Source organism: Lysobacter korlensis (assembly GCF_042434515.1).
Genome location: NZ_JBHLTG010000005.1, coordinates 285,786 through 310,748, shown reverse-complemented (window position 1 = coordinate 310,748; position 24,963 = coordinate 285,786). Strand labels below are relative to the sequence as shown.

The following is a 24,963-nucleotide window of genomic DNA, read 5'->3' as shown; positions in this document are numbered from 1 at the left end:
TCAATCGGAGGTGGCTGTGGAACGCGTGCATCACGGTGCCGGCAGCTCCTTCGTCACGGGGTCCGACATCGCGCAGGTGCTGATCGAGTACGCGCGATGGGTGGCGGTGCGCGGTCAGGTCGACATCGTCTCGGTTCCGACGCGCGCGGTGGACGGGTCGATCGGGCGGATCGCCGTCCTCCTCACCGCCACGACGCAGATGGCTACGGAGACGATGTACCTGGCCGGCCGGGAACTGACCGACCGCGCATTCGTCGACCGGATGCGTGCGGATGTGACCAGGCTGAGCAGCCCGATGCATGCCGTCGCAGCGGAGGTCGCTCCTGCGATGGAGGGTTACGAATACTGAGTTGTAGCGCGACAGCTAGAAGATCAGCGTGCGATCGACGAGCCGCTGAGCGACCTCACCGAGCGGAAGCTGGTGGTCCCGCGCATACCTCCGCAGCACCAGGAACGCGTCGTCCACGGGGATGCGGTGTGTCTGCGCCAGCACTCCCTTCGCCTGCTCGATGACGATGCGCGACGTGAGCGCCGCCTGCAGCTGAGCGCGCACGGTGTCCGCCTCCCGCCAGGTCCGCTCGTGCAGGATGCCGATGGTGGCCATGTCGGCAAGCGCCTGGGCCGCCTGGGCGTCGCGGTCATTCAGCGGCCCCGGCGCCGGACGGAACAGGTTCAGCGTGCCGATCGTGGTGTCCCGGAGCCGAAGGGGAATCGCGTAGACGGACGCGAATCCGTTCTCGATGCAGGCACGCTGGAAGTCCGGCCACTCCGGCGGCGCGTCCCTCACGTCGGGCAGCGAAACCACCGAGCCGGTTCGGAAGGACTCGATGCACGGTCCCGCCGCGGCAGCCACCTGCATGGCTTCGACGAGCCGGTTCTCCTCGCTCGTCGAGGCCACGAGCTCGAGGTGCCCGTCGGCATCGGCGAGCAGCAGCCCCGCGGCGCTGACGTCGAGCAGCTCGGCGCAGGAGTCCACGAGCCCCTGCAGCAGCTCGACGACGTCGTAGCCGGCCACCAGGGTGTCGGCGAGCGAAGCGAGCCTCTCGAAGAGCTGCGCCTCGCGGGTGACGGCCGTCATCGGGAATCTCCGATCGTCGTGCCGGTCGCGGTGAAGGTGAGCCGGCCAGAGATCACGTCGCGGGCGATCTCATCCATGGACAGGCCCTGGGCGAACGCATGACCCTGCATCAGCAGGTGGGCGTCCTCAGCCGAGATCCCGCACTGCGCGATGACGAATCCGGTCGCCTGGTGGACGGCGCGGCGGGAGTACGGCCCCGCGGCGCCCTGACCGTCGCTGCCCGCTGAGCGGAGCGCATCGCGCAGCACGTGCCGGCTGATGATGGAGGCAAGCGCGGTCGCCTCGGTCGTCCGCTCCTCGCCGAGTGGCGTCGGAGTGATGGCGTACAGGTCGATGGCGCCGATGCGCAGCGGTCCGACGGCGAGCGGGAATGCGAAGATGGCTGCCACGCCGTGGTCCGCGAGCGCCCGGGAGAACGCGGGCCAGCTGTGCTGCGGTCGTCCCTCCAGATCGGGCTCGATGACCGGCTGCAGTGTGGCGAGGGCGTCCCAGCACGGCCCTTCGCCGAGATCGAACTGCAGCTCATCGATCCGTGCGATCACCCCGTCGCTGGCGGCGAGTGTCTCGGTGCCGAGGAAGTCGCCGATGGTGGAGACCGACGCCCCGCTCACCGGCAGGAAGTCGACGAGCGCCTGCGTCATGGCCGCAGGGTCGTCTTCCGCGCGGGACAGCGCGTTCGCCGCCTGCTGGAAATCCGGCATGCCCCAACGGTACCCGCCGTACGGTAGGAGCGGCGGGATCGGAAGGATCCGCTCAGCGGATCGCGGCCACCGCCTCCAGCACCTCCGCGGAGAACTCCTCGGAGAGCGGCGCCGAGCCCGCCAGGTCCGAGACCTCGAGCTGACCCTCGCGGCTGGCCACATAGCTCAGGTAGGCGCGCACCAGCTCGGCGGTCCGCTCGTCCGGGTACTCCTCGCACGCGATGGCGTAGCTGACCAGCACCAGCGGGTACACGCCGTCCGCCGTGCTGGTGCGGTCGACCTCGACGACGAGATCGTGCTCGTTCGGGCGCTCGGCGAGCGGCGACTCGTCGAGGACCCTGGCGGCGGCCTCCGCGGAGTACTCGACGAACTCGTCGCCGACCTGCAGCGCCGCGACCGGCAGGTCGTCCGCGCGCGACGCATCCACGTACCCGATCGTGTTGCGCCCGGTGGTCACGGAGTTCACGACGCCGGAGTTGCCCTGCGCTGCCTCGCCGCCGTACGGGAACTCGTCGGCCGCCTCGTCGGGCCAGATCTCCGGTGAGTTCGCGTGGAGGTAGTCGGTGAAGTTCTTGGTGGTGCCCGACGGGTCCGAGCGGTGGACGGCTGTGACGATCTCGTCCGGCAGCTCCACGTCGGGGTTCAGCGCCGCGAGCGCGGGGTCGTTCCAGCGCTCGATCCGGCCGGAGAAGATCCCGGCGATCGCATCCGGGTCGAGGTTCAGCCGCTCGACGCCGTCGATGTTGAAGATGAGCACCAGCGGGGCGACGTAGACCGGGAGGTCGAGCGCCTTCGAGCCGGGTGCGCAGCCTGCGAACTCCCGTTCGAGGTCGTCTTCACTCAGTGCCGCATCGGAACCGGCGAAGTCCACTCCGCCCTCGATGAACTGCTCACGTCCGGCGCCGGAGCCGACCGGGTCGTAGTCGATCCGGACACCGCCGTTCGCGGTCTGGAATTCCGACACCCAGACCTCCTGGGCGATCGACTGAGCGGAGGACCCGGCGCCGACGAGCACGCCCTGGAGGGGACCGGGCTCCGCAGCCGTCTCGTTCACGGCGCAGCCGACGAGCAGCAGTGCAGAGAGCGCTGCGGCGCCAAAGCGGCCCGACCGGAGGGCGGTCCGCGGGCGCGCGGAGATGCTCGAGTCGCTCACAGTACGACACTACGGGCTGAACCTGCGCCGGGCTTCCGGGGGTGGCAGACGGACGGCGCAGGCGGGGTGGCCGGATCCGGCGGGACGGCATACCGTGGCAGCAGGACGCCTGGTTCCCCGATCGGAGGGCATGTGCCTGACACCGCGACCGACGTCGACCGCCTCACCCGCCGTGGCCTCCGGCTTGCGCAGTTCACCGTCGGCTACAACGTGGTCGAGGGAGTCGTCGCCGTGAGTGCCGGCGTGGCGGCCGGGTTGGTCTCGCTCATCGGGTTCGGCATCGACTCGGGCATCGAGTCGATCTCCGGCGTGCTGGTGGCGCTGCGGCTCTCGGCGCGGCTGCGGTCGGGGAGGCCGGATGAGGCGCGTGAGCGGCTGGCGCTGCGGCTCGTTGCGCTCACCTTCTTCCTGCTCGCCGGTTACGTGACGGTCGACGGCATCCTCAGCCTGATGTCGGGGGAGCGGCCGGACACCAGCGTGCTCGGACTGGTCGTGCTGGGCGCGTCGCTCCTCGTCATGCCCGTCCTCGCTGCCGCGAAGCGCCGAGTCGGGTTGCGCCTCGGCGACAACCTGATCCTGGCGGACGCGGCCGAGACGCGGATCTGCGTGCTGCTCAGCATCTCGACCTTCGTCGGCCTGGCACTCTTCGCGCTCACCGGAGCGGCCTGGCTCGACCCCGTCGCCGGATTCGTGATCGCCGCCTTCGCCGTGCACGAGGGATTCGAGGCCTGGCACGGCGAACTCGCCGACGACGACGGGGACTGAGGATCGCGTGGCGGAGCAGACGACCGACGTGCTCGTGGTCGGAGCCGGGCCCACCGGCCTCATGCTTGTGAACTGCCTCGCGAAGCTCGGCGTCTCGGCGCTGCTGATCGACGGCAAGCCCGGCCCGACGCGAGAGTCACGTGCGCTGGGCGTGCAGGCGCGCACCATGGAGCTCTACGACCAGCTCGGAATGGCGGATCGCGTACTCGCCCGCTGCACGCCCGCGCGCGGGGTGGTCCCCGGGTACCGCGGCACCGCGTTCCGGGCCGTGAGCCTGCCGGCGCTCGGGGGCAGGGTCAGTCCCTTCCCGCGGATGTACGTGCTCGAGCAGAGCGCCAACGAGGAGCTGCTGGTGGAGAACCTCCGGCGGCTCGGGGGAGAAGTGCGGTGGAACTCGGCGCTGCTCAGCCTCGAGCTGCTGGACGGTGTCCGACCGGTGCGGGCCGTGCTCTCCGACGGCAGCGTGCGGGCGCGTTTCTGCGTCGGAACCGATGGGACGTCATCCCTGGTGCGGAAGCTGCGCGGCATCCCGTTTGAGGGCGAGACCAATCCGTACACCTACTTCGTGCTCGACGGTGTGCGCGCGCAGGGCATCGTGCCCGGCCACATCAACATCCGAATGGCGCCGCTCGACTTCCTGCTCGCCTTCCCGATGGGCGGCGAGGACGCGCGCCTGCTCGGCGTGGTGCGGAACCCGACGGGCGAGGCGGTGGCCGAGGAGGCGGTGCGGCCCCGGCTGTCCGACGTGTTCTCCGTCACCTACGAGCGCGCCCGCTGGTTCTCCACCTACCGTGTGCACCATCGCATCGCCGCGGAGTTCCGCGACGGACCGTTCTTCCTCGCGGGTGACGCCGCCCATGTCCATTCGCCGGTCGGCGCGCAAGGAATGAACACCGGCATGCAGGACGCCCACAATCTCGCCTACAAGCTGGGCGACGTGCTGACCGGCCGCGCGGGGGAGCGGTCCCTCGACCGGTACGGGGCCGAACGTCGCCCGGTGGCGCTGCGGCTGGTGTCGACGACGGATCGGATCTTCGGCGCCGTCACGTCGGAGCACGGACTGGCGCGCTTCGTGCGGAGCCGCGTGATGCCGGTCGCTGGGCGGTTCGCGGTGCGCGTCGTCCCCCGGCTGCCGTTCGGGGCCCGGCTGTTCTCGTACCTCTCGCAGACGCGCATCCACTATTGGATGTCGCCTGAGGCCGAATGGGCATCACGCGGCCGCCGCGGCCGCGTCGTCGGACGGCGGCTGAGGTGGAGCGGCGAGAACTTCGCCTGCCTGCGCTCGTTCACCTGGCAGGTGCACGCCTATTCGCGCGCCCTGCGATCAGCGGCGGAGGCGACCGCAGCGCGGCTGGGCGTCGACGTTCAGGTGTTCGCGTCGCCGGGCTTCTCCGCGGAGCTGCGCCGCGACCGGCTGTATCTCGTGCGGCCCGACGGTTTCGTCGCAGCGGCGGGCTCGCCGGCGCACGCCCTGATCCGCTTCGCCACGGTCCTCGAGCAGCTGCGGGACTGAGATTCGGCTGTCAGAAGATGAACGCCGGCATGGCGTTCGCGGTGACGAAGACCAGCACAGCGGCCGTCATGGGAACGAGCACTTTTGCGGCCACGGAGAGCTCGCTCCACCAGGTGCGCAGGAGGGGGACCGAGGCGTCACGCTCGCGGTCGGGATCGTCGGTGCTGTTCTCGCGCTTGCTGCTCATGGGGTACCTGGCGTCGAGCATACCTATGCATGGGGAACGGCGAAATGCGACGCGCCCGGTGCGCAGGATTTCCGGGATTCGCTCAGGATCGGGCGCTGACCAGGAGCCGCGAGACGGCGTCCAGCGATCCCGGGACGAGCGTGTAGTACGCCCAGGTTCCCCGTTGCGAGCGGGTGAGGAAGCCGGCGTCGACGAGCACCTTCAAGTGGTGCGACACGGTCGGCTGGCTGAGACCGAGCGGCTCGGTGAGGTCGCACACGCACGCCTCCGCGCCGTCGGATGCCGCCACGAGCGACACCAGCCGCAGCCTGGCGGGGTCCGCCAGCGCCTTCAGCGATCGCGCCAGCTTCTCCGCGTCCTCGGCGGCCAGCGTGTCGCGCGTGAGGGGTGCGCAGCACGCTGCGACGTCTGCGATCGGGAGGACCGTGCCAGATGCCATGCGTTCATCCTATCGAACATTGACACTCATCGATATAGCCGGAATACTCGGGTTCATCGACGTTCATCGATGACCGTCGATGCAGGATCACAGGGAGCGGAGAATGTACGGAATGAATGCGGACGGCTGGCTCGCCGTCCACCACGTGGAGCACCGTGAGCTGCTCGAGAAGGCGGAGCGCACCGCGCGGCGGCGGCCTGCGCGTGCAGAGCGCCCGGCACCGTCGCCCGTCGCGGCCGCGGTTCCAGTGTCCACCGCGCCGGTCTGCTGCTGAGGCCGGGATGACGCTGCTCGACACCCGCCAGACGGCCGTGGTCGCAAAGACCGGCCGCGACCTGCCCGTCGCCATCATCGGAGCCGGTCCGGTGGGCCTCGCCGCCGCAGCGGAGCTGCGGGAACGCGGCGTGGAGGCGATCGTGCTTGAGGCCGGCGACTCCGCCGGGGCGGCGGTCGCCGCGTGGGGCCACATTCGGCTGTTCTCACCGTGGGAGCTGCTGATCGCCCCCGCCGCGCGACGGCTGCTCGAGTCGGACGGCTGGACGGCGCCGAGCGCGGCGGCGATCCCGACGGGTGCCGAGCTGGTCGAGGGGTACCTCGCCCCGCTTGCGGCCGCGCTCGCGTCGCACATCCGCACCCGCAGTGCGGTGACTGCCGTGACGCGGACGGGGATGGACCGCACGCGCTCCGCCGGGCGGGAGAACGCCTCATTCACCCTGCGGGTGGTCACACCCGACGGGGGAACCGAGCTGACCGCGCGCGCGGTGATCGACGCGTCGGGCACCTTCTTCCATCCCAACGGTCTCGCCTCGAACGGGCTTGAGCCGCTCGGTGCCGAGAACGTCCGGGACGCGATCAGCCCGGCGATGCCCGACGTGCTCGGGGCGCACCGCGAACGCTTCGCGGGCCGGCACACCACCGTGCTCGGGGCGGGTCACTCCGCGGCCAATACGCTGCTGAATCTCGCGGCGCTCGCCGCGGAAGCGCCCGGGACCCGCGTCACGTGGGCCATCCGGAACGACGGCGCAGTGCGGATCGGGTCGTCCGAGGACGACGGGCTGTCCGCCCGCGCCGCGATCGGCGGCCGGCTGCAGCGGCTGGTGGACTCCGGTGTGATTCAGCTGGTGCGCCGGTTCGAGCTCTCGCGGCTTCATCGGGCCGAGGATGGTGCCGTCGCGCTGGCTGGAACGCAAGCCGGGGAACCGGTCGAGCTGCGCACCGACGAGGTCGTGGCCGCCACGGGGTTCCGGCCCGACCTCGGAATGCTTCGTGAGATCCGCCTGGACCTCGATGAGATCGTCGAGGCGCCCCGCCGCCTCGCGCCGCTCATCGACCCGAACGTGCACTCATGCGGCACGGTTGAGCCGCATGGCTTCGCGGAGCTGCGCCACCCGGAGAAGGACTTCTTCGTCGTCGGCATGAAGAGCTACGGTCGCGCGCCCACGTTCCTGCTCGCCACCGGCTACGAGCAGGTGCGCTCGGTCGCCGCGTACCTCGACGGAGACCTCGAGTCGGCGGCCCGGGTGCAGCTGCGGCTTCCCGCCACTGGGGTGTGCTCGACGGACGTCGCCGGCTCCTGCTGCTGAGCGCCGGAGGGTGCAATACGGGGCGCCGACCGGTCGGGTTGCGAGCCACACACCCCCAGTGCGAGGGTCGGCGGTTTCCCCGACACGCCGGGGGACGCAACGGCGCGGGAGCAGCGCAGCACCTACCCTGAGCCCAATATTCCCAGGGGGAACAGGGGGGTTCGAGATGGATTCGATGGTTCTGTTGGGGCTCGCTGGCGGTGCGATCGCGCTTGCGGGAATGCTCACGATCGTGATCGTGGCGGCTGGGCAAGTGGTGCTCACGCCGTGGCTGATCCTTCCGGTGCGGTTGATGTGGATCGTGGTGATCCTCGGGATTCCGCTCCTCGGTGCGCTGGCCTGGTTCATGGTCGGTGCACGCACCACGCGCTACGACCTGTACGCCGCGCGCTGACACAGCAGAAGGGCCACCGGATCTCCGGTGGCCCTTCGTGTGTGTGGACGTGTGCCTACTTGAACGCGTCCTTGATGTTCTCGCCAGCCTGCTTCAGGCTGCCCTTCGTCTGGTCAGCCTTGCCCTCGGCCTGGAGGTCGCGGTCGCCCGTGGCCTCACCGACGTTCTCTTTCGTCTTGCCGCCGAACTTCTCGCTGGCGTTCTGGATCTTGTCGTCGAGTCCCATTGGCCGCTCCTTTCGTTGGGGTGTTCCCAGCGTTGCCGGTGCACCTGAGAGGCGGGTGAATTCCTGTCAGCCGGCTGTCAGCGACCGAGTCCCGCGTTTCTGGCCCGGATGATCGCCTCGGCTCGGTCCGCCACCTGCAGCTTGGTGAAGATGTTCGACACATTGTTGCGGACGGTTTTCGGGGAGAGGAACAGGGTGGTCGCGATCTGCGGGTTGCTGCGTCCCCCCGCGAGCAGCTCGAGGATCTCCCGCTCGCGTGAGGTGAGCTGGGGGAACGCGTAGTGCGTCGGCGCGGCGCTCTGCCCGCCGGCGAAGAACTCCGCGACGCGACGCGCGATCGCAGCCCCGAACACGACCTCGCCGCTCGACACGGACCGGATCGCGCGCAGGATCTCCTCCTGGCCGGCCCCCTTCAGCAGATAGCCTCGGGCGCCCGCGCGCATCGCCTGGAAGACGGTCTCGTCGTCCTCTGACATGGTGAGCACCACCACGCCGATGTGCGGGCTCTCGGCCACGATCTGCCGGGTGGCTTCGATGCCGTCCATGTTTGGCATCTGCACATCCATCACCACCACGTCTGGCTGCTCGCGCGAGACGAGCGCGATCGCCTGTTCACCGTCCGCGGCGGTGCCGATCACGCTCACACCGTCAATCGAGCCGAGCAGTGCCGACAGGCCCTCACGGTAGACGGGGTGGTCGTCGACGAGCACGATCCGGATGTCGTCGTCAGGCATGAGCCAGCTCCTTCTCTTCGAGAACGGGCAGGACGGCCCGAACGATGGTTCCTCCGCCGGGTCGCGCGGTGACCTCCCACGTGCCTCCGAGCTCCACGGCGCGCTCGCGCTGCGACGCCAGGCCCACCCCTGCCACCGCATCCTCCCGGATACCGCGGCCGTTGTCACGCACGTCGACGCTCAGCGCGCCATCCGCGTACTCCAGGCGCACCTCGGCCTCCGTCGCGCCGGAGTGCCGCGCGACGTTGTTCAGTGCCTCCGAGACGATGCGGTAGGCCGCAACCTCGACCGCCGCAGTGAGAGGCCCGGCGGCATCAGAGGCGAATCGCACGGTGCGGTCGGCGGAGCGGAAACGTTCGCACTGCTGCTCGAGGGCGCGGACCAGGCCCAGCTCGTCGAGCGCCGGGGGTCGCAGGTCGGACACCAGCCGGCTGATGTCCGCCACCGCCTCGGTGGTGTCGGCGATCGCCGACTGGATGAACTCCGAGGACTTCTCCGGGGCGACGGCTGCCAGATTGCGGGCTGTCTCGATGCGCAGACGGATGCTCGCGAGGAGGGGGCCCAGGCCGTCATGCAGGTCGCGGCGGAGACGGTGCTTCTCGTCCTCGCGGGCAGCGACGAGGCGCTCACGGATCCGCTGCAGCTCGGCGTTCAGCTCGCTGGCGCGGATGGCGGCGGCGGCCTGGCGCACCAGGTCGACCAGCAGGCGCTGATCACGGTCGCTCAGCCGCGGACGCCGGCCGGGCTCCATGACCACGCGCCCGATGGGCACGCCGCGGTACTGCAGGGGCAGGCTGGTGGTCTCGCCGTGCCGGGTGCCCGCGCTCGCGGCGAGCGTCCCGCCGGCCGGCCGGTCCAGCTCGACACGCACGTAGGGAGAGGCGAAGGCGTCGGCGATCGCCTTCGCGACCTCCTCGAGCTGCTCGCCCGCGTCGGCAGCCTCCTCCAGCCGTCCGGCGAGGGCAGAGACGACGCCGTACGGATCGTCACGGCGGCCGTTCACGACGCGGCTCGCGAGCCGGAACAGCCGTTCCCGCAGCGGCGCGTACAGCAGGGTGACGACGAGCACCGCGAAGAGGGCGGTGGTCCGCTCGTCGATCGCCGCTCCGATGACCGCGACGAGCACCACGTCGACGAGCAGCACACCGGCGAGGAGCGCCCCGTAGACCAGGGTCCAGCTGAGCAGACGGTCGATGGAGTACAGCTTGTACCGCAGCACCGCCACCATCACCGAGACGGAGATGAGGGTGAATGCGACGAAGAAGAGCCAGATCACCCAGCCGTCCGGGAAGGAGCGGCTGAAGATGAGGAGCACCGCGACGACGGCGCCCGACCACAGCAGCCAGCGGAGTTGCGAGCGGCCCACCGTGTCGGACTTCACGTATCGGGCGATGGCCACGACGAGCGCGAGCAGGGTGCCGAGGATCGGAGCGGTCTGCGTCACCACGTAGAACACCGGCCATGCCGCATCGGGCAATGCGAGCACGAACCAGGGCTGGTCGAGGGCCTCCCGCTCGGGAGTGCTCGCCTGTTCGATGTACACCTGGTCGAAGTCGGCGAGCACACCGCCGACAAGGATCATCGAGACCAGCACGATGCTCGCGATGCCGACCCACCGCCATGCTCCCGGCAGCAGCCTCCCGTCCGGGAAGAGCACCAGCAACAGGGGCAGGAACAGCAGCAGCCCCGCGCCCATTCGCTCGACGAACCAGTAGGCGAGCGTGCCGAGAGGCACCTCGGGGTCGAGCTGAGCCGCGTAATTCGCCCACGCGGCGGCGAGTCCGTCAAGCGCCCAGAACAGGCCGAAGCCGGTGAGAAGCGTCGCGATCGGGTGCCACGGCAGGCGCCAGAGCAGCAGCAGCCCCGTCACGATGAGCGCGGCGCCCGAGAGGTTGGTCGTCCAGCCGAGCTCCAGCACGCCGGCGCCGGCCCGCGCCACCGCCAGGTCTGCGGGGATCGTGCCCGCCGTGATAACGAGGAACAGCACGCCGGAGACGACGACCGCGATGCGGCTGGAACGCAGGCGACGTTCGTCCGCCGTCCCCTGTGCCATCGCGTCGCGTCCGGCCGCCGCCGTGCCGCCGCTCATGCCGGCACCGGCTCGAACGTCGCGCCGCTCAGGATCTCGGCTCCGAGCGGCAACAGGGCCAGCACCCGTGTGCCGCCTCCGGCCCGCTCGGTGACCGACCAGGAGCCGCCGAGCTCCAGCGCGCGCTCACGCTGAGCGGCGAGGCCCGCACCCGCGAACGCGTCGGGCGCGATGCCGGCGCCGTCGTCGAGCACCTCGACGGCGATGCGATCGGCGTCCGGCCAGTCGGCGCCGACGGTGACCCAGCAGTGCTTCGCCCCGGAGTGACGGGCGACGTTCTGCAGGGCCTCGGCGACGATCCGGTACACCGCGACCTCCACCGCCGGGCGCAGCTTCACCGGCACATCGAAGTGCAGCTCGATCTCGAGGTCCTCGGCGCCCTCGAAGCGCTCCCTGAGCTGCGCGAGCGCGCCGGCGAGGCCGAGGTCGTCGAGTGCGGGTGGGCGCAGATCATGCACAAGACGCCGGATGTCCGCGACCGCGCCTGAGGTCTCTGCGGCTGCATCGCTGAGCAGGTCGCGCGCCTCATCGACCCGCTCGGGTCCGAGGTTCCGCGCCGCCTCGAGGCGGAGCTTGATGCCGCCGAGAAGCGGGCCGAGCTCGTCGTGCAGCTGCCGGCGGAGCCGCGAGCGCTCCTCCTCCCGCGCGGTGACGAGGCGCGCGCGGATGCGCTGCAGCTCGGTGCTGGTCTCGGTGGCGAGGACGGCGGCGGCCGCCTGACGCGCGACATCGTCGAGCAGACGCCGGTCGCGCTCGGACAGTCTGGGGCGGCGTCCCGGCTCCATCTCGATCCGGCCGATCGACGCGCCACGATACTCCAGCGGCAGGGTGATCGTCTCGGCCCGCGGGGTGCCGCTCTCGGCGACGATGCGCTGGCCGCTCGGCCGGTCGAGCTCGACCCGGACGTACGACGACGCGAACGCCTCCGCGACGGCGTGCGCCAGGTCCTCCAGCTGTCGCTCGGACTCGGCCGACTCCTCGAGGCGGGTCGCGAGCGCCGACACGACTCCGTACGGGTCGTCGCGCCGGCCGTTCACCAGACGGCTGGCGAGCGAGAACAGCCGCTCTCGCAGCGGGGCGTAGAGCATCGTCACGATCAGCACCGCGACGATCGCGCTGGTGCGCTCGTCGAGCACCGAGCCGACGAGCGCGACGAGTGCGACGTCGACGAGGACCACGCCACCGAGAATGAGGCCGTAGACGAGGGTCCAGCTGAGCAGCCGGTCGATCGAGTACAGCCGGTAGCGGGTGACGGCGATCACGACGGCGACGCAGAACAGGGCGATGACGAAGATGCCGACGATCTCCCGGACGACGCCCTCCGGCAGCACCACGAATCCGACGGTCAGGTCGAGGATGAAGATCACGCCGGCCCACAGCAGCCACCGCAGCTGGGAGCGCTGCTCCGGGCTGGCGCCGATCCGGCGGGACAGTGCCACCGCGAGGCAGCCGAACGTCCCGGCGGCGACGACCGGGGTGACGACCACGCCGATCACACCCCAGATCTCGGGGGTCAGCGGCAGCGTGAAGACGGGCTGATCGAAGCGGAGCACCTCGCTCGCGTGCGGGTCGCCGAAACCGTCTCCGACACCACGGGGCGCCAGGATCTCGGCGAGCGGCATCATGCAGACGGCGACGAGACTCGCGATGGCCACGACCCGCCACGGACCGCGCCTGGGGAAACGGCCGTCGGGGAAGAGCAGCAGCAGCAGCTGGAACGGCAGCAGGAGCACCGCCCCGAACCGCGCGTAGAACCAGAACGCGAAGGTCGCGAGCGGGGCGTCCGGGTCGATCAGCGCGGCGTAGTTCACCCACGCGGACGCGGTCCCGTCGATGCACCACAGCATCCCGAAGCCGAGCAGCACGGAGGCGATCGGATGCCACGGCAGCCTCCAGAAGAGGAGCGCGCCGGGGAGCAGCATGGCGAGTCCGGGCAGCGCGCCGGACCAGCCGGCGGACATCGGTGGCGTCTCGCCGAGCCGTGCGATCACGACGTCGAGGGCGATGGCGGCGATGCACCCGGCGAGCCCCAGGCCCAGCGCCACGAGCGCCACGACGCGCGCGCTCGTCTCACCAGGCATTTTCAGCACGCGAACCATCGTGACAGGTCGGCACCGCTGCGTCACGGGACCGGTGTCCCGGATCGATTCGGGACATTTCGCGTGACGGCCGCGGGGTTTCGGCCACTGGGTGCCCGGGACGGCCGACGGCGACGGTGGTCCTGGGCGCAACCCGCGCCTCAGAAAGAGAAGGGAATGGAGCGATGAGCCCATCAGAATCGGTGCCGGTGAGCACCGTGCCGGTGAGCACGGTGCCGGCGCTCGCCCGCACCGACGTGCGCCCAGCAGAGCCTCCGGTGCCCGAATCCCGCCGCCGGAGCATGGGCCGGGGGATCGGGATCGGCATCGCCGTGCTGGTGGCGGTCGCGCTGCTGGTGTTCGGCCTGGTGTTCGCGCTGCGGCACGAGCTCGTCGACCCCGCTCTGCTGAACCCCGGGATCCTGAACGCCTGGCGCTGACCTATGGCGGGTGCTGATCCCCTGCACGCAGCGGAAGGGGGGTCGACCTGCTGAGGAGGGGCTCAGACGGCCTGTGAGAGCTCGCGGGCGCGTTCGATCGCGGCCGCGGCAGCGCGGGTGAAGAGCGCCTCCAGCTCCGCCTCCTCGAGCTTCGCGACCGCCCGTTCCGTCGTTCCCTTCGGGCTCGTGACCCGTCGGCGGAGCTCTGCCGGTTCGGCGCCACTCGAAATGAGCAGCTCAGTTGCGCCGGCGAACGTCCGCTCGGCGAGCACGCGCGCCTGTTCCTGGTCGAAGCCGAGCGTGGCGGCGGCTCGGGTGTACTGCTCGATGAAGTAGAACACATAGGCGGGTCCCGATCCCGCGACCGCCGCGAAGGCGTCCATCTGCGCCTCCTCCACGACGAGCACCTCGCCGACGAGCCGGAAGAACGCGGCCGTGTGCTCCAGTTGAGCGTCGGTCGCATGTGCGCCGCGGGACAGCCCCGTCATCGCCGCGCCGACTGCCGCCGGGGTGTTCGGCATCGCGCGGATCACGCCCACCTCCTCGGGCAGCAGGTCCTCGAGCGTCGCGCAGCGTACGCCGGCCGCCAGGCTGACCACCACGGCACCGGGCCGAAGGCTGTCCGCGATCTCCGAGACGAGCGCCGGTGTCTGCGCAGGCTTCACCGCGGCAAGCACGAGGTCGGCGTGGCGCACTGCGTCCTTGTTCGCGCTCGGGTCGTCCTCGGTCGCCACAGCCGGAACCCCCAGCTCACGCCAGCCCGTTGCGCTTCCGGGTGAGCGCGTCGTCACGCGGACATCCGCGAACGTCGCGTGCGCACGCCTGAGGCCGGCGAAGATCGACGTCGCGAGCGATCCGCCTCCGAGGATGGCGATGGACTGTGCGGAGGAGATCATGCGCCGAGTTTACGTCCGGGTCTCAGGCCGACAGATGCGAGGAGCCGCCGTCCGGCTCCGCGGGCGAGCCCTGTCCCGGGGCGCGTCGGGACAGCGGTGCCGCGATTCGGGGTGGCAGCCCCTGCTGCGTGGGACGAGCCGCCCGCATGACTTATGCCATGACTTCAGTACTCCTCTGCAGCACCCCGGTGCACGGACACGTCGCACCGATGCTCAACGTGGCACGCGCACTCCGCGACGCCGGCTGGCATGTGCGTTTCCTCACCGGCGCCCGGTACCGCGACGCGGTCGTCGCGGCCGGCGCGGAGTTCCTGCCGCTTCCGGCCGAGGCGGACTACGACGACCGCGACCTCAACGCGGCGTTCCCCGGCCGCTCCGCCGTGGACGGCCTCAACCGGGTGAAGTTCGACGTGAAGCACATCTTCCTCGCACCGGTCCCCGCGCAGCTCGACGCCGTGCGTGCCGCGCTCGCCGCGGAGCCCACCGACGCCGTCATCGCCGAGACCATGTTCGCCGCGATGGGCGCACTCGCGCTCGAGCCGCTCGACTCGCGGCCCTTCCTCGTCAGCCTCGGCATCATCCCGCTCGCGGTTCCGAGCGCCGACACGGCGCCGTTCGGGCTCGGCCTGCTGCCGATGCAAGGCCCGGTCGGCCGGCTCCGCAACCGGCTGCTCGCCTTCGGCGCCGACCGGGTCGTGCTGGGACCGCTGCAGCGCGAGGCGCGCAGCCGGATCGAGGAGCTCACCGGCCACCGGATGCCCGGGTCGCTGCTCGAGTCGGCAGCCCTGGTTGACCTCGTCGCACAGTGCACCGTGCCGGAGTTCGAGTACCACCGCAGCGACCTGCCGAGGAACGTGCGATTCGTGGGCCCGGTCACGAGAGTGGAGCCGTCCAGCATCCCGCTCCCGGATTGGTGGGGTGACCTCGCCTCCGCGAAGCGCGTCGTGCACGTGACGCAGGGCACCATCGCGAACCGCGACTTCGACGAGCTGGTGCGGCCGACGATCGATGGCCTCGCCGACGACGACGTGCTGGTCGTCGTGAGCACCGGTGGCCGCCCCGTCGACGAGCTCGGGCCCGTGCCGGCCAACGTGCGGGTGGCGCCGATGCTGCCGTACGACAAGCTGCTGCCGCTGGTCGACGTCATGGTGACGAACGGCGGCTACGGCGGTGTGCACCAGGCGCTCGAGCGCGGTATCCCGCTCGTCGTCGCCGGCGACACCGAAGACAAGCCGGAGGTCGCCGCCCGGGTGGAGTGGAGCGGTGCGGGAGTCAATCTGCGCACCGGCAGCCCGCGCGCCGACGCCGTCGCCGACGCCGTGCGCCGGGTGCTCGCGGAGGACCGGTTCGCTGAGGCTAGCGCCCGGATCGGCACCGCCATCGCCGCGAGCCCGCGCGCCGCGGGTCTCGTCGACCTGATCGGGCGGGGCATCTACCGCCAGCGCGTGCAGTCCGACAGCCGCGTGCCCGTCTGATCCCTTCCCGGGGCCGACAGAAGTCTGCAAATGACGGCTTGGACGGACGCACAGGGCTGCGTGGTACTTTGCGGACATGTCGCGGATCATCGGCATCGCCCCGGTGCTTCCGGACTACGCCTACAGCCAGTTGGAGATCACCGAGGAGCTCGGGTCGTTCCTCACGGCCGACGCCTCGAAGCGCGCGGTGCTCGCACGGCTGCACGCCGGCACAGGGATCGGCACCCGCTACACCGCGCTGCCGATCGACGCGTATCGGGATCTCGGCTCGTTCGGCACCGCGAACGACCACTGGATCCGGGTCGGCACCGACCTTGCGGAGCGGGCCGTACGTCACGCGCTCGTCGCGGCCGGGCTCGAGCCGGCCGACATCGACCACCTCTTCTTCACCTCGGTGACCGGGCTCTCGGCCCCGTCGATCGACGCCCGGCTGATCCCGCGTCTCGGCCTCCGTCCCGACATCAAGCGGGTTCCGTCGTTCGGCCTCGGCTGCGTCGCGGGCGCCTCGGGGCTCGCCCGCGTCCACGACTATCTGCTGGGGCGTCCCCGGGACATCGCCGTGCTGCTCTCCGTCGAGCTCTGCTCGCTGACGGTCCAGCGCAGCGACGACTCCATGGCGAACTTCGTGGCGAGCGGCCTCTTCGGCGACGGCGCAGCTGCCGTGGTGATCGCGGGTGCCGAACGCGCCGCGGAGCTCGGCATCGCCGGACCGGAGATCATCGACAGCCGCAGCGGCTTCTATCCGGACACCTCGGACGTGATCGGCTGGGATGTCCGGGACACCGGATTCCAGATCGTGCTGAGCTCGGGCGTCGCCGCCGCCATCGAGGCGAACTTCGAGCCAGACGTCTCGGCGTTCCTCGCCGGGCACGGGCTCACCGTCGCCGATGTGGGCGCGTGGGTGGCGCATCCGGGCGGGCCGCGGGTGCTGGAGACGTTCGCGACCGGGCTGGGGCTGCCGGAGTCCGCGCTCGCCGCCAGCTGGGATTCGCTGAACCGGGTCGGCAACCTGTCGTCGTCCTCGGTGCTGCACGTGCTGGCCGACATCGGCGCACAGCCCGCCGCCACGAACGGACTGCTCTTCGCGCTCGGCCCCGGCGTCAGCGCCGAGCTCGTGCTGCTGCGCTGGGCGGCATGACCGCATACCTCCTGCTCGTCCTCGCCACCGGTGTGGAGCGGCTGGTGGAACTCGTCATCTCGACGCGGAACGCCAAGTGGTCGTTCGAACGGGGTGGGATCGAGTACGGCCGCAGCCACTTCCCGTTCATGGTGGCCCTGCACACCGGGCTGCTCGTGGCCTGCGTGGCGGAGGTCGTGCTGCTCGACCGGCCGTTCCTTCCCGCGCTCGGCTGGCCGATGCTCGTCGTGGCGCTGCTCTGCCAGGCGGGCCGGTACTGGATCATCGCGTCCCTGGGGCGGCAGTGGAACACTCGCGTCATCGTCGTGCCGGGACTCGACCTCGTGCGCCGGGGGCCGTACCGCCTGCCGTGGCTCCGGCATCCGAACTACTGGGTCGTCGCGATCGAGGGCATCGCGCTGCCACTCGTGCATACCGCGTGGATCACCGCCGTCGTGTTCACCGTGCTGAATGCCTGGCTGCTGCTGCGCTTCCGGATCCCCGTGGAGAACCAAGCGCTGGCCGCTCTGCGGTCGTGACCGGGGACTCGCGCTCATGACGGTGGACGTCGGCATCGTCGGCGGCGGGCCGGTCGGACTCGCCGCAGCCATCGAGGCGCGGCGCGCCGGGCTGAGCGTCACGCTGATCGAGCAGCGCGACGGCACCATCGACAAGGCCTGCGGCGAGGGGTTGATGCCGGGCGCGCTCCCCCTTCTCGGCCGGCTCGGTGTCGACCCGCCGGGGGTCGACCTGAACGGTGTGCGATATCGGGACGGCGCACGCATCGTGGACCACCGGTTCACGGGGCTGCCCGGCCGCGGGGTGCGGAGGACCACGCTGCACCGGCAGCTCGCCGAGCGGGCGGAGGAGCTGGGTGTGCAGCGGCTCCGCGATCGGGTGACGAGCGTGGAGCAGCGGGCGGACCGGGTGGTGGCGGCGGGAATCGCGGCACGGTGGCTGCTCGGCTGCGACGGCCTGCATTCCACGGTGGCGCGGCGCTCGGGGCTGGCGCTGCCGCCGCGTCGGGGACCGCGACGCTTCGGCATCCGGCGGCACTACGCGCTGGAGCCGTGGAGCGACCTGATCGAGGTGATCTACGCGGCCGATGTGGAATTCTACGTGACGCCCGTGGGGGAGCGAGAGGTCGGCGTGGCGATGCTGGGGCCGATGGGCTCCCGGTTCGAGCAGGCGCTCGCCGCGGTGCCGTCACTCGCAGAACGGCTGGCCGGCGCACCCGTCTCGAGCTCGCTCCGCGGCGCGGGGCCGTTCCGCAGCCGCACCCGATCGCGGACGAACGGCCGGGTGCTGCTGGTCGGTGACGCCGCCGGGTACGTGGATGCGCTCACCGGAGAGGGGCTCCGGCTCGGCTTCGCCCTGGCACGCGCCGCCGTGGAGGCCATCGCGTCCGGTCAGCCCGAAGACTACGAAGATTCGTGGCGACGTGAGACCCGTGCGTTCCGCACCCTCACGACGGGACTCGTCACCTGGGCGACCTCACCCGCCCGCGGGCTGCTCGTGCCGACGGCGACCCGGATGCCGGCGCTCTTCGGCGCCGCGGTCGACCGGCTTGCGAGGTGATCCCGCCGCCGCTCCTCGGGACGCAGCTGGAGCTACGACAGATGAGGGGTTCCGTTCCGGAGGTGGAGCGCTTCGCGCAGCTGCTCGGGGGTGGAGACGACCGCGACCGCTCCGGCGGCCTCGGCGGGTGAGCCGTAGCCCCAGTCGACGAAGATCGTGGGCACGCCGTGATCGGCGGCGCCCTCGACGTCATGGTGCCGGTCGCCGATCATCACGGGACGCGACAGGTCCGCGCCGAGGCCGCGCAGCCGCACCAGGGCCTCGGCGACGACATCCGTCTTGGCGCTGCGAACCTCGTCGGCAGAGGCGCCGGTGATCACGTCGAAGTAGGTGGCGAGGCCGAAGTGCTCCAGGATCAGGGTCGCCGGGAGCTCCGGCTTCGAGGTCGCCAGCGACACCTTTCGGCTATCCCCGGCAAGGTCGCGCAGCAGCGCCGGCATCCCCGGATAGACCGTGGAGTCGTACGCGCCGTCGTCGAGGTACTTCTCCCGGTAGATCTCGAGCGCCCGGGCGGACTGCTCCTCGTTCATGCCGGCGAGATCGCGGAATGAGTCCAGGATGGGCGGGCCGACGTATTCGAGGAGGCCGGCCGGGGAGGGCACCGGGATTCCCATCCGCTCGAATGTGTAGGCGAGCGTCGCCGTGATGCCCGGGGCGGAGTCCGTGATCGTGCCGTCGAGGTCGAAGAGGACGGCGGTGTAGTCGGTCATCGCGGCCTCAGAACAGCCGCGAATGCGGGTCGTCGACGCCGCGCATGGCGTCGTAGTCGAGGGTGAGGCAGCGGATGCCGCGGTCGATGGCGAGCGTGCGGGCCTGCGGCTTGATCTCCTGCGCGGCGAACACGCCGCTGACGGGTGCCAGCAGCGGATCCCGGTTGAGCAGCTCGAGATAGCGGGTGAGCTGCTCCACGCCGTCGATGTCGCCGCGGCGCTTGATCTCCACCGCCACCGTGGAGCCCGTGCCGTCGGTGGCGAGGATGTCCACCGGCCCGATCGCGGTCATGTACTCGCGGCGCACCAAGCGGTGGCCGTCGCCGAGCAGGCTGATCTGCTCCGCCAGCAGCTTCTGCAGGTGCGCCTCGACGCCGTCCTTCTGGAGCCCCGGATCCTCGCCCAGCTCGTGGCTGCTGTCGTGCAGCACCTCGTGAAGGCTGATCAGCAGCAGGTCGGCAGTCTTCGTGTGCATGACCTTCCAGACGGCGCTCACACCGGCGGCGCGCTGGTCCTCGTCCGGTTCGAACTCCGACAGCGTGCATGGCGGGCTCATCCAGTTGAGCGGCTTGTAGCTGAGCGAATCGGAGTGCACGAGCACGCTGCCGTCCGCCTTCACGAGGATGAGGCGGGTCGCCAGCGGCAGGTGGGCGCTCAGCCGGCCGGCATAGTCGACGGAGCAGCGGGCAAGAACGAGACGCACCCGAAGAGGCTACCTGCTGGAATTCGCGGCGGGCTCACGGGCGGCGAACGACACGAGTCCGGCGACCGTGATGAGCACCACCACCACCAGCAGCGCGCGGAGCAGCCCGATGTTGTCGCCGAGCACGCCGATCAGCGGCGGTCCGGCGAGGAAGGCGAGGTAGCCGATGGTCGCGACTGCGCTCACCCGGGCGGCGGCCTTCGCAGGATCGTCTGCAGCGGCGGAGATCCCGACCGGGAAGCCCAGCGAGGCGCCGAGTCCCCAGAGAACGATGCCCGACACCATGACCACCGGCTGGTCGATGAAGATCACGGCGAGCAGCCCCACGACCGCGAGCGCTGCCGAGACCCGTAACACGGGCACCCGGCCGAAGCGGTCCAGGAGCGGGCCACCGAGCACGCGGCCCACGGTCATCGCCACGGTGAACACACCGAAGAGCAGCGCGCCGGTCGCGTACGACACGTCGCGCTCATCGACCATCGCGAGCGCCAGCCAGTCGTTTGCGCTGCCTTCCGCGAACGCCATGCCGAGCACGATCAAGCCGATGAGCAGCGTGCGGGGCTCCAGCCAGATCGCCATCCGAGCGGCGAACCCACTGCGCTCCTTGCGGTCCGTTGCCGACTCCGGCTCGGCGATCGCGTCGCCGCGCAGCGGGCGGGTGGCGACGAAAGCGGTGACGAGCATGAGCCCGGACACGACCCCGAGGTGGATTCCGACGCCGACGTCCGCGTACGCCGCGGCCGCACCCACCCCGGCTCCCGCGACCGTGCCGAGGCTCCAGAACGCGTGCATCAACGGCATGAGGTTCTTCTTCGCCGTACGTTCGACGACGGCGCCCTCGACGTTCATAGCGACATCGCAGAGCCCGGTGCCGAATCCGTACAGCGCGAGTCCTAGGAACGTGAACGCGTAGCTCGCGAGCACCTCCGTGCCGAGTCCCATCAGCAGCAGGCCGACCGATGCGATCGCGAGCGAGCCGAGAATGGTCCGCTTCGTGCCGAGCCAATGCAGCAGGTGGCTCGACAGGAGCAGCCCGACGATGGACCCGCCGGAGATGCCGACGAGGAGAAACCCCATCTGGGCGATGGTGATGTCGAGCGCGTCACGGATTGCGGGGGTCCGCGCGATCCAGGTCGCCGCGCCGAACCCGTTGACCGCGAAGAGGACGAATACGGCGTTCCGCCAGTTGACGAGCTGGGAACGGGATGTAATGACCGAGGTGGTCACGCAGGAGCTCCTGACGAGAAGAAGGGATGGCCGACGCGACACAGCGACCCGCCTACGCTAACAAGTCCCCGTGCGTGTGACGGTGGGGTATTCGCGAATGGGGGCCACTTCGCCGGATGCGGTCCGCCGCGGCGGCCCGATGCGCCGATCCGGCCGGGATCCAAGCCTCAACGGGCCGCGCTCAGCCGGTTCGTGCGCGGGAAGGCCGGGTCGACGAGCGCTGGGCGGTCCGCGCGAAAGATGGACACCGGATGCGCCGTCGATCCGGTCGTGGCGAGATCGGCGACGACCTCGCCGAGGAAGGCGGCGAACTTGCCTGCGTGACCGGATCCGCCGATCGCCACGGTGATGCGCGGATCCCCGGGCAGCAGGTCGACGATGAACTCCTTGTCGGGCGGCATGTCGTAGACGCACACCTTGGAGAGCACCTCCGGTCCGGCGGCGCCGGGCAGGTGACGCTCCAGGAAGCCGGACAGCAGCCGGGTCTCGGCCGGGTCCGGCTCCGGAGTGCGCTGTTCCGGAGTGATGGTCCGCTTGCCCAGGTCGCGCGCCAGCTTCACGGCGACCTCCCCGTACACCGGGAACCCGTACCAGATCTCCTCGCCGTGGTAGACCCAGATCGGGAACCGGTCCGGCGTGAACTCGCGCACCATCGCCGGGGCGAAGTACGACACCTGCTCCTGGCTGAGCGTGATCCGCCATGGGACCCCCAGGTCGGGCAGCAGCTCTCCGGCCCAGGAGCCCGTCGCGAGGGTGACCCGGTCGGCCTCCACTCTGCCGCGGTCGGTGGAGAGGACGATGCGCGACCCGTCCCGGTCGATCCGCTCGACCCGCGTCTCGTCGGCGAACGTCACCCCGAGCTGTCGCGCCAGCACCACCTGCGCGGCGACCGCCCGCCGGATGTCGAGGATGCCGCCGTCGGCCTGGAACATCCCGGTGACGTGATCGCCGATCCGCCATTGCGGGAAGCGCGCCCGCAGCCCCGCCACGTCGAGCGGCTCGTACGCGATGCCGGCGGCGTCGAGGGCGGTGCGGTAGGCGGTGAGGTCCTGCTCGCCGTGCGCACCATCGAAAAGGTCCAGTCCGCCGGTGCGCAGCACGAGCTCGAGTCCGGTGCGCTCCTCGATGTCCTCCCATGAGGCGAACGCCTGCGGTGTCAGCGCGGTGTAGGACGCGCTGTGGTACGTGTGGCGGATGATCCGCGAGTGGTCGTTCGATGAGCCGCGGTCGTGTCCCAGGCGGTACTGCTCGAGCACCAGCACATCACCGTCGCCACGCTCCGCGATGCGGAGTGCCGCGGCGGTGCCGATCACTCCGGCTCCGAGCACGACATGGCGCCAGCTGGTCTTCACGGGAGAACCTCCGGGTGCGGATGCGGTCAGGCGTCGGAATTCCGGGCGAGCGTCGCCGCGGCCCGCCGCACGGTGCGAATCGTCCCGTCCGGAACGACGTCGTCGAGGAAGCCGTAGCGGCGGGCGAGCTCACTGGTGGCCAGGTCGCCGTTCCGGGCGCGCAGCCGGACATCGGCCCACCAGTCGGCGATGTCGCCCCAGCCCGGCGCAGCGAGCGAGCCGCCCACATGCTGGACCGAGAGCGCGGCGCACAGGTTCGCGAACGCCAGCCGGTCCGCCAGCGGCCAGCCGCGCAGCGTGCCGAGCGTGAATCCGGTGTCGAACACGTCGCCGGCCCCGGTGGTGTCTTGGGCGATGACGGGCACGCCCGGTGCCCACGCCTGCTCGCCGGTGACGTGGTCGATCGCGCGGGAGCCAGCCGACCCGGAGGTGACGGCGGTGATCGGCACCAGGTCGGCGAGCCGGCGCAGCGCCGCCTCGGGGTCGTCGGTCCGCGTGTACGCGGTCGCCTCCACGTCGTTCGGCAAGAACGCGTGGCAGCCGGACAGCTGATCGAGGACCGCCGATGACCACCGTTCGCCGCCGTCCCAGCCGACGTCCGCGAACACCAGTGTGCCCTGCTCGCGAGCGCGTTCCCGCCAGGCGGGCGCATCGTGCGAGAGGTACACGATGGTGGCGCGTGCCTCCGGCGGCGTGCCGACCAGCTCGTCCTCGCCGATCGGCGTCGGGCGCATGTGCGTGACCATGGACCGGTCATCGGCGAAGGCCATGGACACCGTCACCGGGGTGGGCCAGCCCGGCATCCGCCGCGAGCGGCTGAGATCGACGCCCTCTGCATCCTGGAGGGTGCCCCAGCAGAAGTCGCCGTAGAGGTCATCTCCGAAGGCCGCGGAGAGGCTCGTCGACAGCCCGAGCCGGCTCGACGCGATGGCGAGGTTCGCGATCCCGCCCGGGCAGGAGCCCATGCCGTCGGTGAACACCTCGGTTCCAGCAGCCGGGCGCGCCCGGAGGCCGGTCATCACGATGTCGAGGAACACCGTGCCCTGCACGAATACGTCGAACGTATCTGCGCGGTCCCTGAACCTGTCGAACGGATCGGCGAGGGTCGGCGAAGGAGTCATCGGCGGAGCACCTCGGCGATCGCGGGCACCGAGGCGACGTAGCCCTCGACCAGCTGCGCTGACACGTCGAGCGAGCGGACCAGTGGGTGCATCGCGAACGCGAGCTCGGCGTCGGACCGCGAACCGGTGAGCGCGGCGCGGATGGTGGCGCGCTCGACCGCCTTCAGCTGCTGCATCAGCCCCAGCTGGTGGAGGTCGGGCGGCGCGGTCGCGAGCGGGTGCACGCCGTTCGCGTCGACCATCGACGGCACCTCGATGACGGCGTCCTCCGGCAGTCCCGCGACGGTGGTGCCGTTCCGGACGTTGAGGATCATCGTCGCGCGGCGGTTCTGCGCGATCGCACCCATCACCTGCAGGGCGACGCCCGCGTAGCCGTGCGCGGCGAGGTCGTGGGCGCCCACGGGCCGCGCGCCTCCGCGGGCGGACGGCGGCTCCGCGACATCTGGGGCGGGAGCCCCACCGGCGGGCTGCGAGCCGCCCTTCGCCTCCGCCATGTAGCTGGCGCCGCGCTGCGACACCGCCTCGCCCCACAGCTCCGCCGCCCGGTCCGGGTCCGCGAGGATCTGACGGAACAGGTCCGTCTGCTGGTCGGCGAGGAACTCACCGCGGGTGCGCGCCGACCGGAGGATGCTCTCCACCGCCTCGCGGTTCCGGTAGTAGTAATAGAGGTACTCGTTCGGCAGCGACTTCAGGGCGCGGAGCCACGCGGCGCCGAAGACCTTCGCCTCCTCCAGCGTCGCGAGGCGCTCGTCGTCGGCGAGCAGGTCCGGGAGCACGTCGCGGCCGTCGGCGAGCACCCGCCGCATCCAGCCCAGGTGGTTGAGGCCGATGTAGTCCAGCTGGAGGCGCTCCGGATCGGCTCCGACCGCACGCGCGACGCGCCGGCCGAGGTCCGATGGCGTGTCGCAGATCCCCAGCACGCGGTCGCCGAGCACCCCCTGCATCGCCTCGGTGATCATGCCGGCCGGGTTGGTGAAGTTCATCACGTACGCGGAGGGAGCACGCTTCGCGATCCGCTCGGCGATCTGCACCAGAACGGGGATCGTCCGCAGGCCGTAGGCGATCCCACCGGGTCCGACCGTCTCCTGTCCGAGCACGCCGAGGCTCAGCGCCACCCGCTCGTCGCTCACCCGGGCGTCGACGCCGCCGACGCGGATCGCGGCGAATACGAAGTCACTGCCATCGACCGCATCGTCGATGGACGTCGTCCTGCGAAGGACCGGCCGGCCGGCGGTGTCGGCGGCGAGCTGGTCGATCACGTGCGTGATGGCGGTGAGCCGGTCGGCGTCGGTGTCGTGGAGCACGACCTCGTCCACCTTGGCGACGCCAGCACCATGCAGCAGCGCCTGGTGCACGAAGGGGACGCGGAACCCGCCACCGCCGAGGATGGTCAGCTTCATGTGG

Annotated in this window: 27 protein-coding genes; 11 read left to right on the top strand and 16 right to left on the bottom strand. The window is 70.9% G+C overall.

The genetic code is table 11. From position 1 onward, the window contains the following. The first annotated feature begins 16 nt into the window (after window positions 1-16). On the top strand, window positions 17-349 hold the full coding sequence (locus ACFFGH_RS20840) for a hypothetical protein (protein ID WP_386671895.1): 333 nt from the start codon (window positions 17-19) through the stop codon (window positions 347-349). Between the two features lie 15 nt (window positions 350-364). Here ACFFGH_RS20840 and ACFFGH_RS20835 read toward each other — a convergent pair whose 3' ends face one another. The 3 genes from ACFFGH_RS20835 to pstS are packed head-to-tail and all read right to left on the bottom strand — an operon-like array spanning window position 365 to window position 2,932. Next, complete coding sequence (locus ACFFGH_RS20835) at window positions 365-1,078, bottom strand: GAF and ANTAR domain-containing protein (protein ID WP_386671894.1); 714 nt, start codon at window positions 1,076-1,078, stop codon at window positions 365-367. Then, window positions 1,075-1,779: a GAF and ANTAR domain-containing protein gene (locus ACFFGH_RS20830; protein ID WP_386671892.1), complete on the bottom strand. Its 705-nt coding sequence runs from the start codon at window positions 1,777-1,779 to the stop codon at window positions 1,075-1,077. The genes ACFFGH_RS20835 and ACFFGH_RS20830 overlap by 4 nt, the downstream gene beginning before the upstream one ends. Before the next feature lie 52 nt (window positions 1,780-1,831). Next, a complete protein-coding gene (pstS, locus tag ACFFGH_RS20825) occupies window positions 1,832-2,932 on the bottom strand; it encodes a phosphate ABC transporter substrate-binding protein PstS (RefSeq protein ID WP_386671890.1) in 1,101 nt (366 codons plus the stop codon). Between the two features lie 132 nt (window positions 2,933-3,064). Between pstS and ACFFGH_RS20820 the strand changes: the two genes are divergently transcribed. Both ACFFGH_RS20820 and ACFFGH_RS20815 read left to right on the top strand, forming a co-directional pair. Continuing rightward, entirely contained in the window at window positions 3,065-3,697 is a 633-nt protein-coding gene (locus ACFFGH_RS20820) for a cation diffusion facilitator family transporter (protein ID WP_386671888.1), read from the top strand. Between the two features lie 7 nt (window positions 3,698-3,704). Then, complete coding sequence (locus tag ACFFGH_RS20815; RefSeq protein ID WP_386671886.1) at window positions 3,705-5,210, top strand: FAD-dependent monooxygenase; 1,506 nt, start codon at window positions 3,705-3,707, stop codon at window positions 5,208-5,210. A gap of 10 nt (window positions 5,211-5,220) precedes the next feature. Here ACFFGH_RS20815 and ACFFGH_RS20810 read toward each other — a convergent pair whose 3' ends face one another. Next, complete coding sequence (locus ACFFGH_RS20810) at window positions 5,221-5,397, bottom strand: hypothetical protein (protein ID WP_386671885.1); 177 nt, start codon at window positions 5,395-5,397, stop codon at window positions 5,221-5,223. Window positions 5,398-5,479: 82 nt separating this feature from the next. Beyond that, the gene (locus tag ACFFGH_RS20805; protein WP_386671884.1) at window positions 5,480-5,836 is read right to left on the bottom strand and encodes a metalloregulator ArsR/SmtB family transcription factor; all 357 of its coding nucleotides are present in this window, start codon (window positions 5,834-5,836) and stop codon (window positions 5,480-5,482) included. 103 nt (window positions 5,837-5,939) lie between these two features. Between ACFFGH_RS20805 and ACFFGH_RS20800 the strand changes: the two genes are divergently transcribed. The 3 genes from ACFFGH_RS20800 (at window position 5,940) to ACFFGH_RS20790 (ending at window position 7,813) form a co-directional block, all read left to right on the top strand. Then, a complete protein-coding gene (locus tag ACFFGH_RS20800; protein WP_386671883.1) occupies window positions 5,940-6,110 on the top strand; it encodes a hypothetical protein in 171 nt (56 codons plus the stop codon). A gap of 7 nt (window positions 6,111-6,117) precedes the next feature. Further along, window positions 6,118-7,419, top strand: coding sequence for an FAD-dependent oxidoreductase (locus ACFFGH_RS20795; RefSeq protein WP_386671881.1), 1,302 nt, complete (start codon window positions 6,118-6,120; stop codon window positions 7,417-7,419). 166 nt (window positions 7,420-7,585) lie between these two features. Then, a complete protein-coding gene (locus ACFFGH_RS20790) occupies window positions 7,586-7,813 on the top strand; it encodes a hypothetical protein (protein ID WP_386671879.1) in 228 nt (75 codons plus the stop codon). 55 nt (window positions 7,814-7,868) lie between these two features. Here the strand turns inward: ACFFGH_RS20790 and ACFFGH_RS20785 are convergent, their stop codons facing one another. The 4 genes from ACFFGH_RS20785 to ACFFGH_RS20770 form a co-directional block, all read right to left on the bottom strand. Further along, window positions 7,869-8,039 carry a CsbD family protein gene (locus ACFFGH_RS20785; protein WP_386671877.1) on the bottom strand — a complete coding sequence of 57 codons (171 nt, stop codon included), beginning with the start codon at window positions 8,037-8,039 and terminating at the stop codon, window positions 7,869-7,871. 77 nt (window positions 8,040-8,116) lie between these two features. Beyond that, window positions 8,117-8,773, bottom strand: a complete 657-nt coding sequence (locus ACFFGH_RS20780) for a response regulator transcription factor (RefSeq protein ID WP_386671875.1) — start codon at window positions 8,771-8,773, stop codon at window positions 8,117-8,119. After that, window positions 8,766-10,862: a sensor histidine kinase gene (locus ACFFGH_RS20775; protein ID WP_386671873.1), complete on the bottom strand. Its 2,097-nt coding sequence runs from the start codon at window positions 10,860-10,862 to the stop codon at window positions 8,766-8,768. The genes ACFFGH_RS20780 and ACFFGH_RS20775 overlap by 8 nt, the downstream gene beginning before the upstream one ends. Continuing rightward, a complete protein-coding gene (locus ACFFGH_RS20770) occupies window positions 10,859-12,943 on the bottom strand; it encodes a sensor histidine kinase (RefSeq protein ID WP_386672421.1) in 2,085 nt (694 codons plus the stop codon). The genes ACFFGH_RS20775 and ACFFGH_RS20770 overlap by 4 nt, the downstream gene beginning before the upstream one ends. Before the next feature lie 182 nt (window positions 12,944-13,125). On the opposite strand from ACFFGH_RS20770, the gene ACFFGH_RS20765 reads away from it, so the two are divergent. Then, entirely contained in the window at window positions 13,126-13,380 is a 255-nt protein-coding gene (locus tag ACFFGH_RS20765) for a hypothetical protein (protein WP_386671871.1), read from the top strand. A 62-nt stretch (window positions 13,381-13,442) separates the two neighbouring features. On the opposite strand, the gene proC is transcribed toward ACFFGH_RS20765, so the two are convergent. Further along, on the bottom strand, window positions 13,443-14,276 hold the full coding sequence (proC, locus tag ACFFGH_RS20760; RefSeq protein ID WP_386671869.1) for a pyrroline-5-carboxylate reductase: 834 nt from the start codon (window positions 14,274-14,276) through the stop codon (window positions 13,443-13,445). Between the two features lie 158 nt (window positions 14,277-14,434). On the opposite strand from proC, the gene ACFFGH_RS20755 reads away from it, so the two are divergent. The 4 genes from ACFFGH_RS20755 to ACFFGH_RS20740 all read left to right on the top strand — a co-directional run bounded on the left by ACFFGH_RS20755 (window position 14,435) and on the right by ACFFGH_RS20740 (window position 18,446). Continuing rightward, on the top strand, window positions 14,435-15,751 hold the full coding sequence (locus ACFFGH_RS20755; RefSeq protein ID WP_386671867.1) for a glycosyltransferase: 1,317 nt from the start codon (window positions 14,435-14,437) through the stop codon (window positions 15,749-15,751). Window positions 15,752-15,827: 76 nt separating this feature from the next. After that, complete coding sequence (locus ACFFGH_RS20750) at window positions 15,828-16,889, top strand: type III polyketide synthase (protein ID WP_386671865.1); 1,062 nt, start codon at window positions 15,828-15,830, stop codon at window positions 16,887-16,889. After that, on the top strand, window positions 16,886-17,407 hold the full coding sequence (locus tag ACFFGH_RS20745; RefSeq protein ID WP_386671863.1) for an isoprenylcysteine carboxyl methyltransferase family protein: 522 nt from the start codon (window positions 16,886-16,888) through the stop codon (window positions 17,405-17,407). The genes ACFFGH_RS20750 and ACFFGH_RS20745 overlap by 4 nt, the downstream gene beginning before the upstream one ends. 16 nt (window positions 17,408-17,423) lie before the next feature. After that, the gene (locus tag ACFFGH_RS20740) at window positions 17,424-18,446 is read left to right on the top strand and encodes an NAD(P)/FAD-dependent oxidoreductase (protein WP_386671861.1); all 1,023 of its coding nucleotides are present in this window, start codon (window positions 17,424-17,426) and stop codon (window positions 18,444-18,446) included. Between the two features lie 32 nt (window positions 18,447-18,478). Here ACFFGH_RS20740 and ACFFGH_RS20735 read toward each other — a convergent pair whose 3' ends face one another. From ACFFGH_RS20735 to ACFFGH_RS20710, 6 genes are all read right to left on the bottom strand, one after another. Beyond that, window positions 18,479-19,156: an HAD hydrolase-like protein gene (locus ACFFGH_RS20735; protein WP_386671859.1), complete on the bottom strand. Its 678-nt coding sequence runs from the start codon at window positions 19,154-19,156 to the stop codon at window positions 18,479-18,481. A 7-nt stretch (window positions 19,157-19,163) separates the two neighbouring features. Beyond that, window positions 19,164-19,859 (bottom strand): endonuclease NucS, encoded by a 696-nt coding sequence (gene nucS / locus ACFFGH_RS20730; RefSeq protein ID WP_386671857.1) that lies wholly within the window; start codon window positions 19,857-19,859, stop codon window positions 19,164-19,166. Window positions 19,860-19,868: 9 nt separating this feature from the next. Then, window positions 19,869-21,086: an MFS transporter gene (locus ACFFGH_RS20725; protein WP_386671855.1), complete on the bottom strand. Its 1,218-nt coding sequence runs from the start codon at window positions 21,084-21,086 to the stop codon at window positions 19,869-19,871. A gap of 167 nt (window positions 21,087-21,253) precedes the next feature. Continuing rightward, window positions 21,254-22,438, bottom strand: a complete 1,185-nt coding sequence (gene solA / locus ACFFGH_RS20720) for an N-methyl-L-tryptophan oxidase (protein ID WP_386671853.1) — start codon at window positions 22,436-22,438, stop codon at window positions 21,254-21,256. 26 nt (window positions 22,439-22,464) lie between these two features. Then, window positions 22,465-23,559: a carbohydrate kinase family protein gene (locus ACFFGH_RS20715; RefSeq protein ID WP_386671851.1), complete on the bottom strand. Its 1,095-nt coding sequence runs from the start codon at window positions 23,557-23,559 to the stop codon at window positions 22,465-22,467. Further along, entirely contained in the window at window positions 23,556-24,959 is a 1,404-nt protein-coding gene (locus tag ACFFGH_RS20710; RefSeq protein WP_386671849.1) for a 6-phospho-beta-glucosidase, read from the bottom strand. Before ACFFGH_RS20710 ends, ACFFGH_RS20715 begins: the two co-directional genes overlap by 4 nt. Window positions 24,960-24,963: the final 4 nt, after the last annotated feature.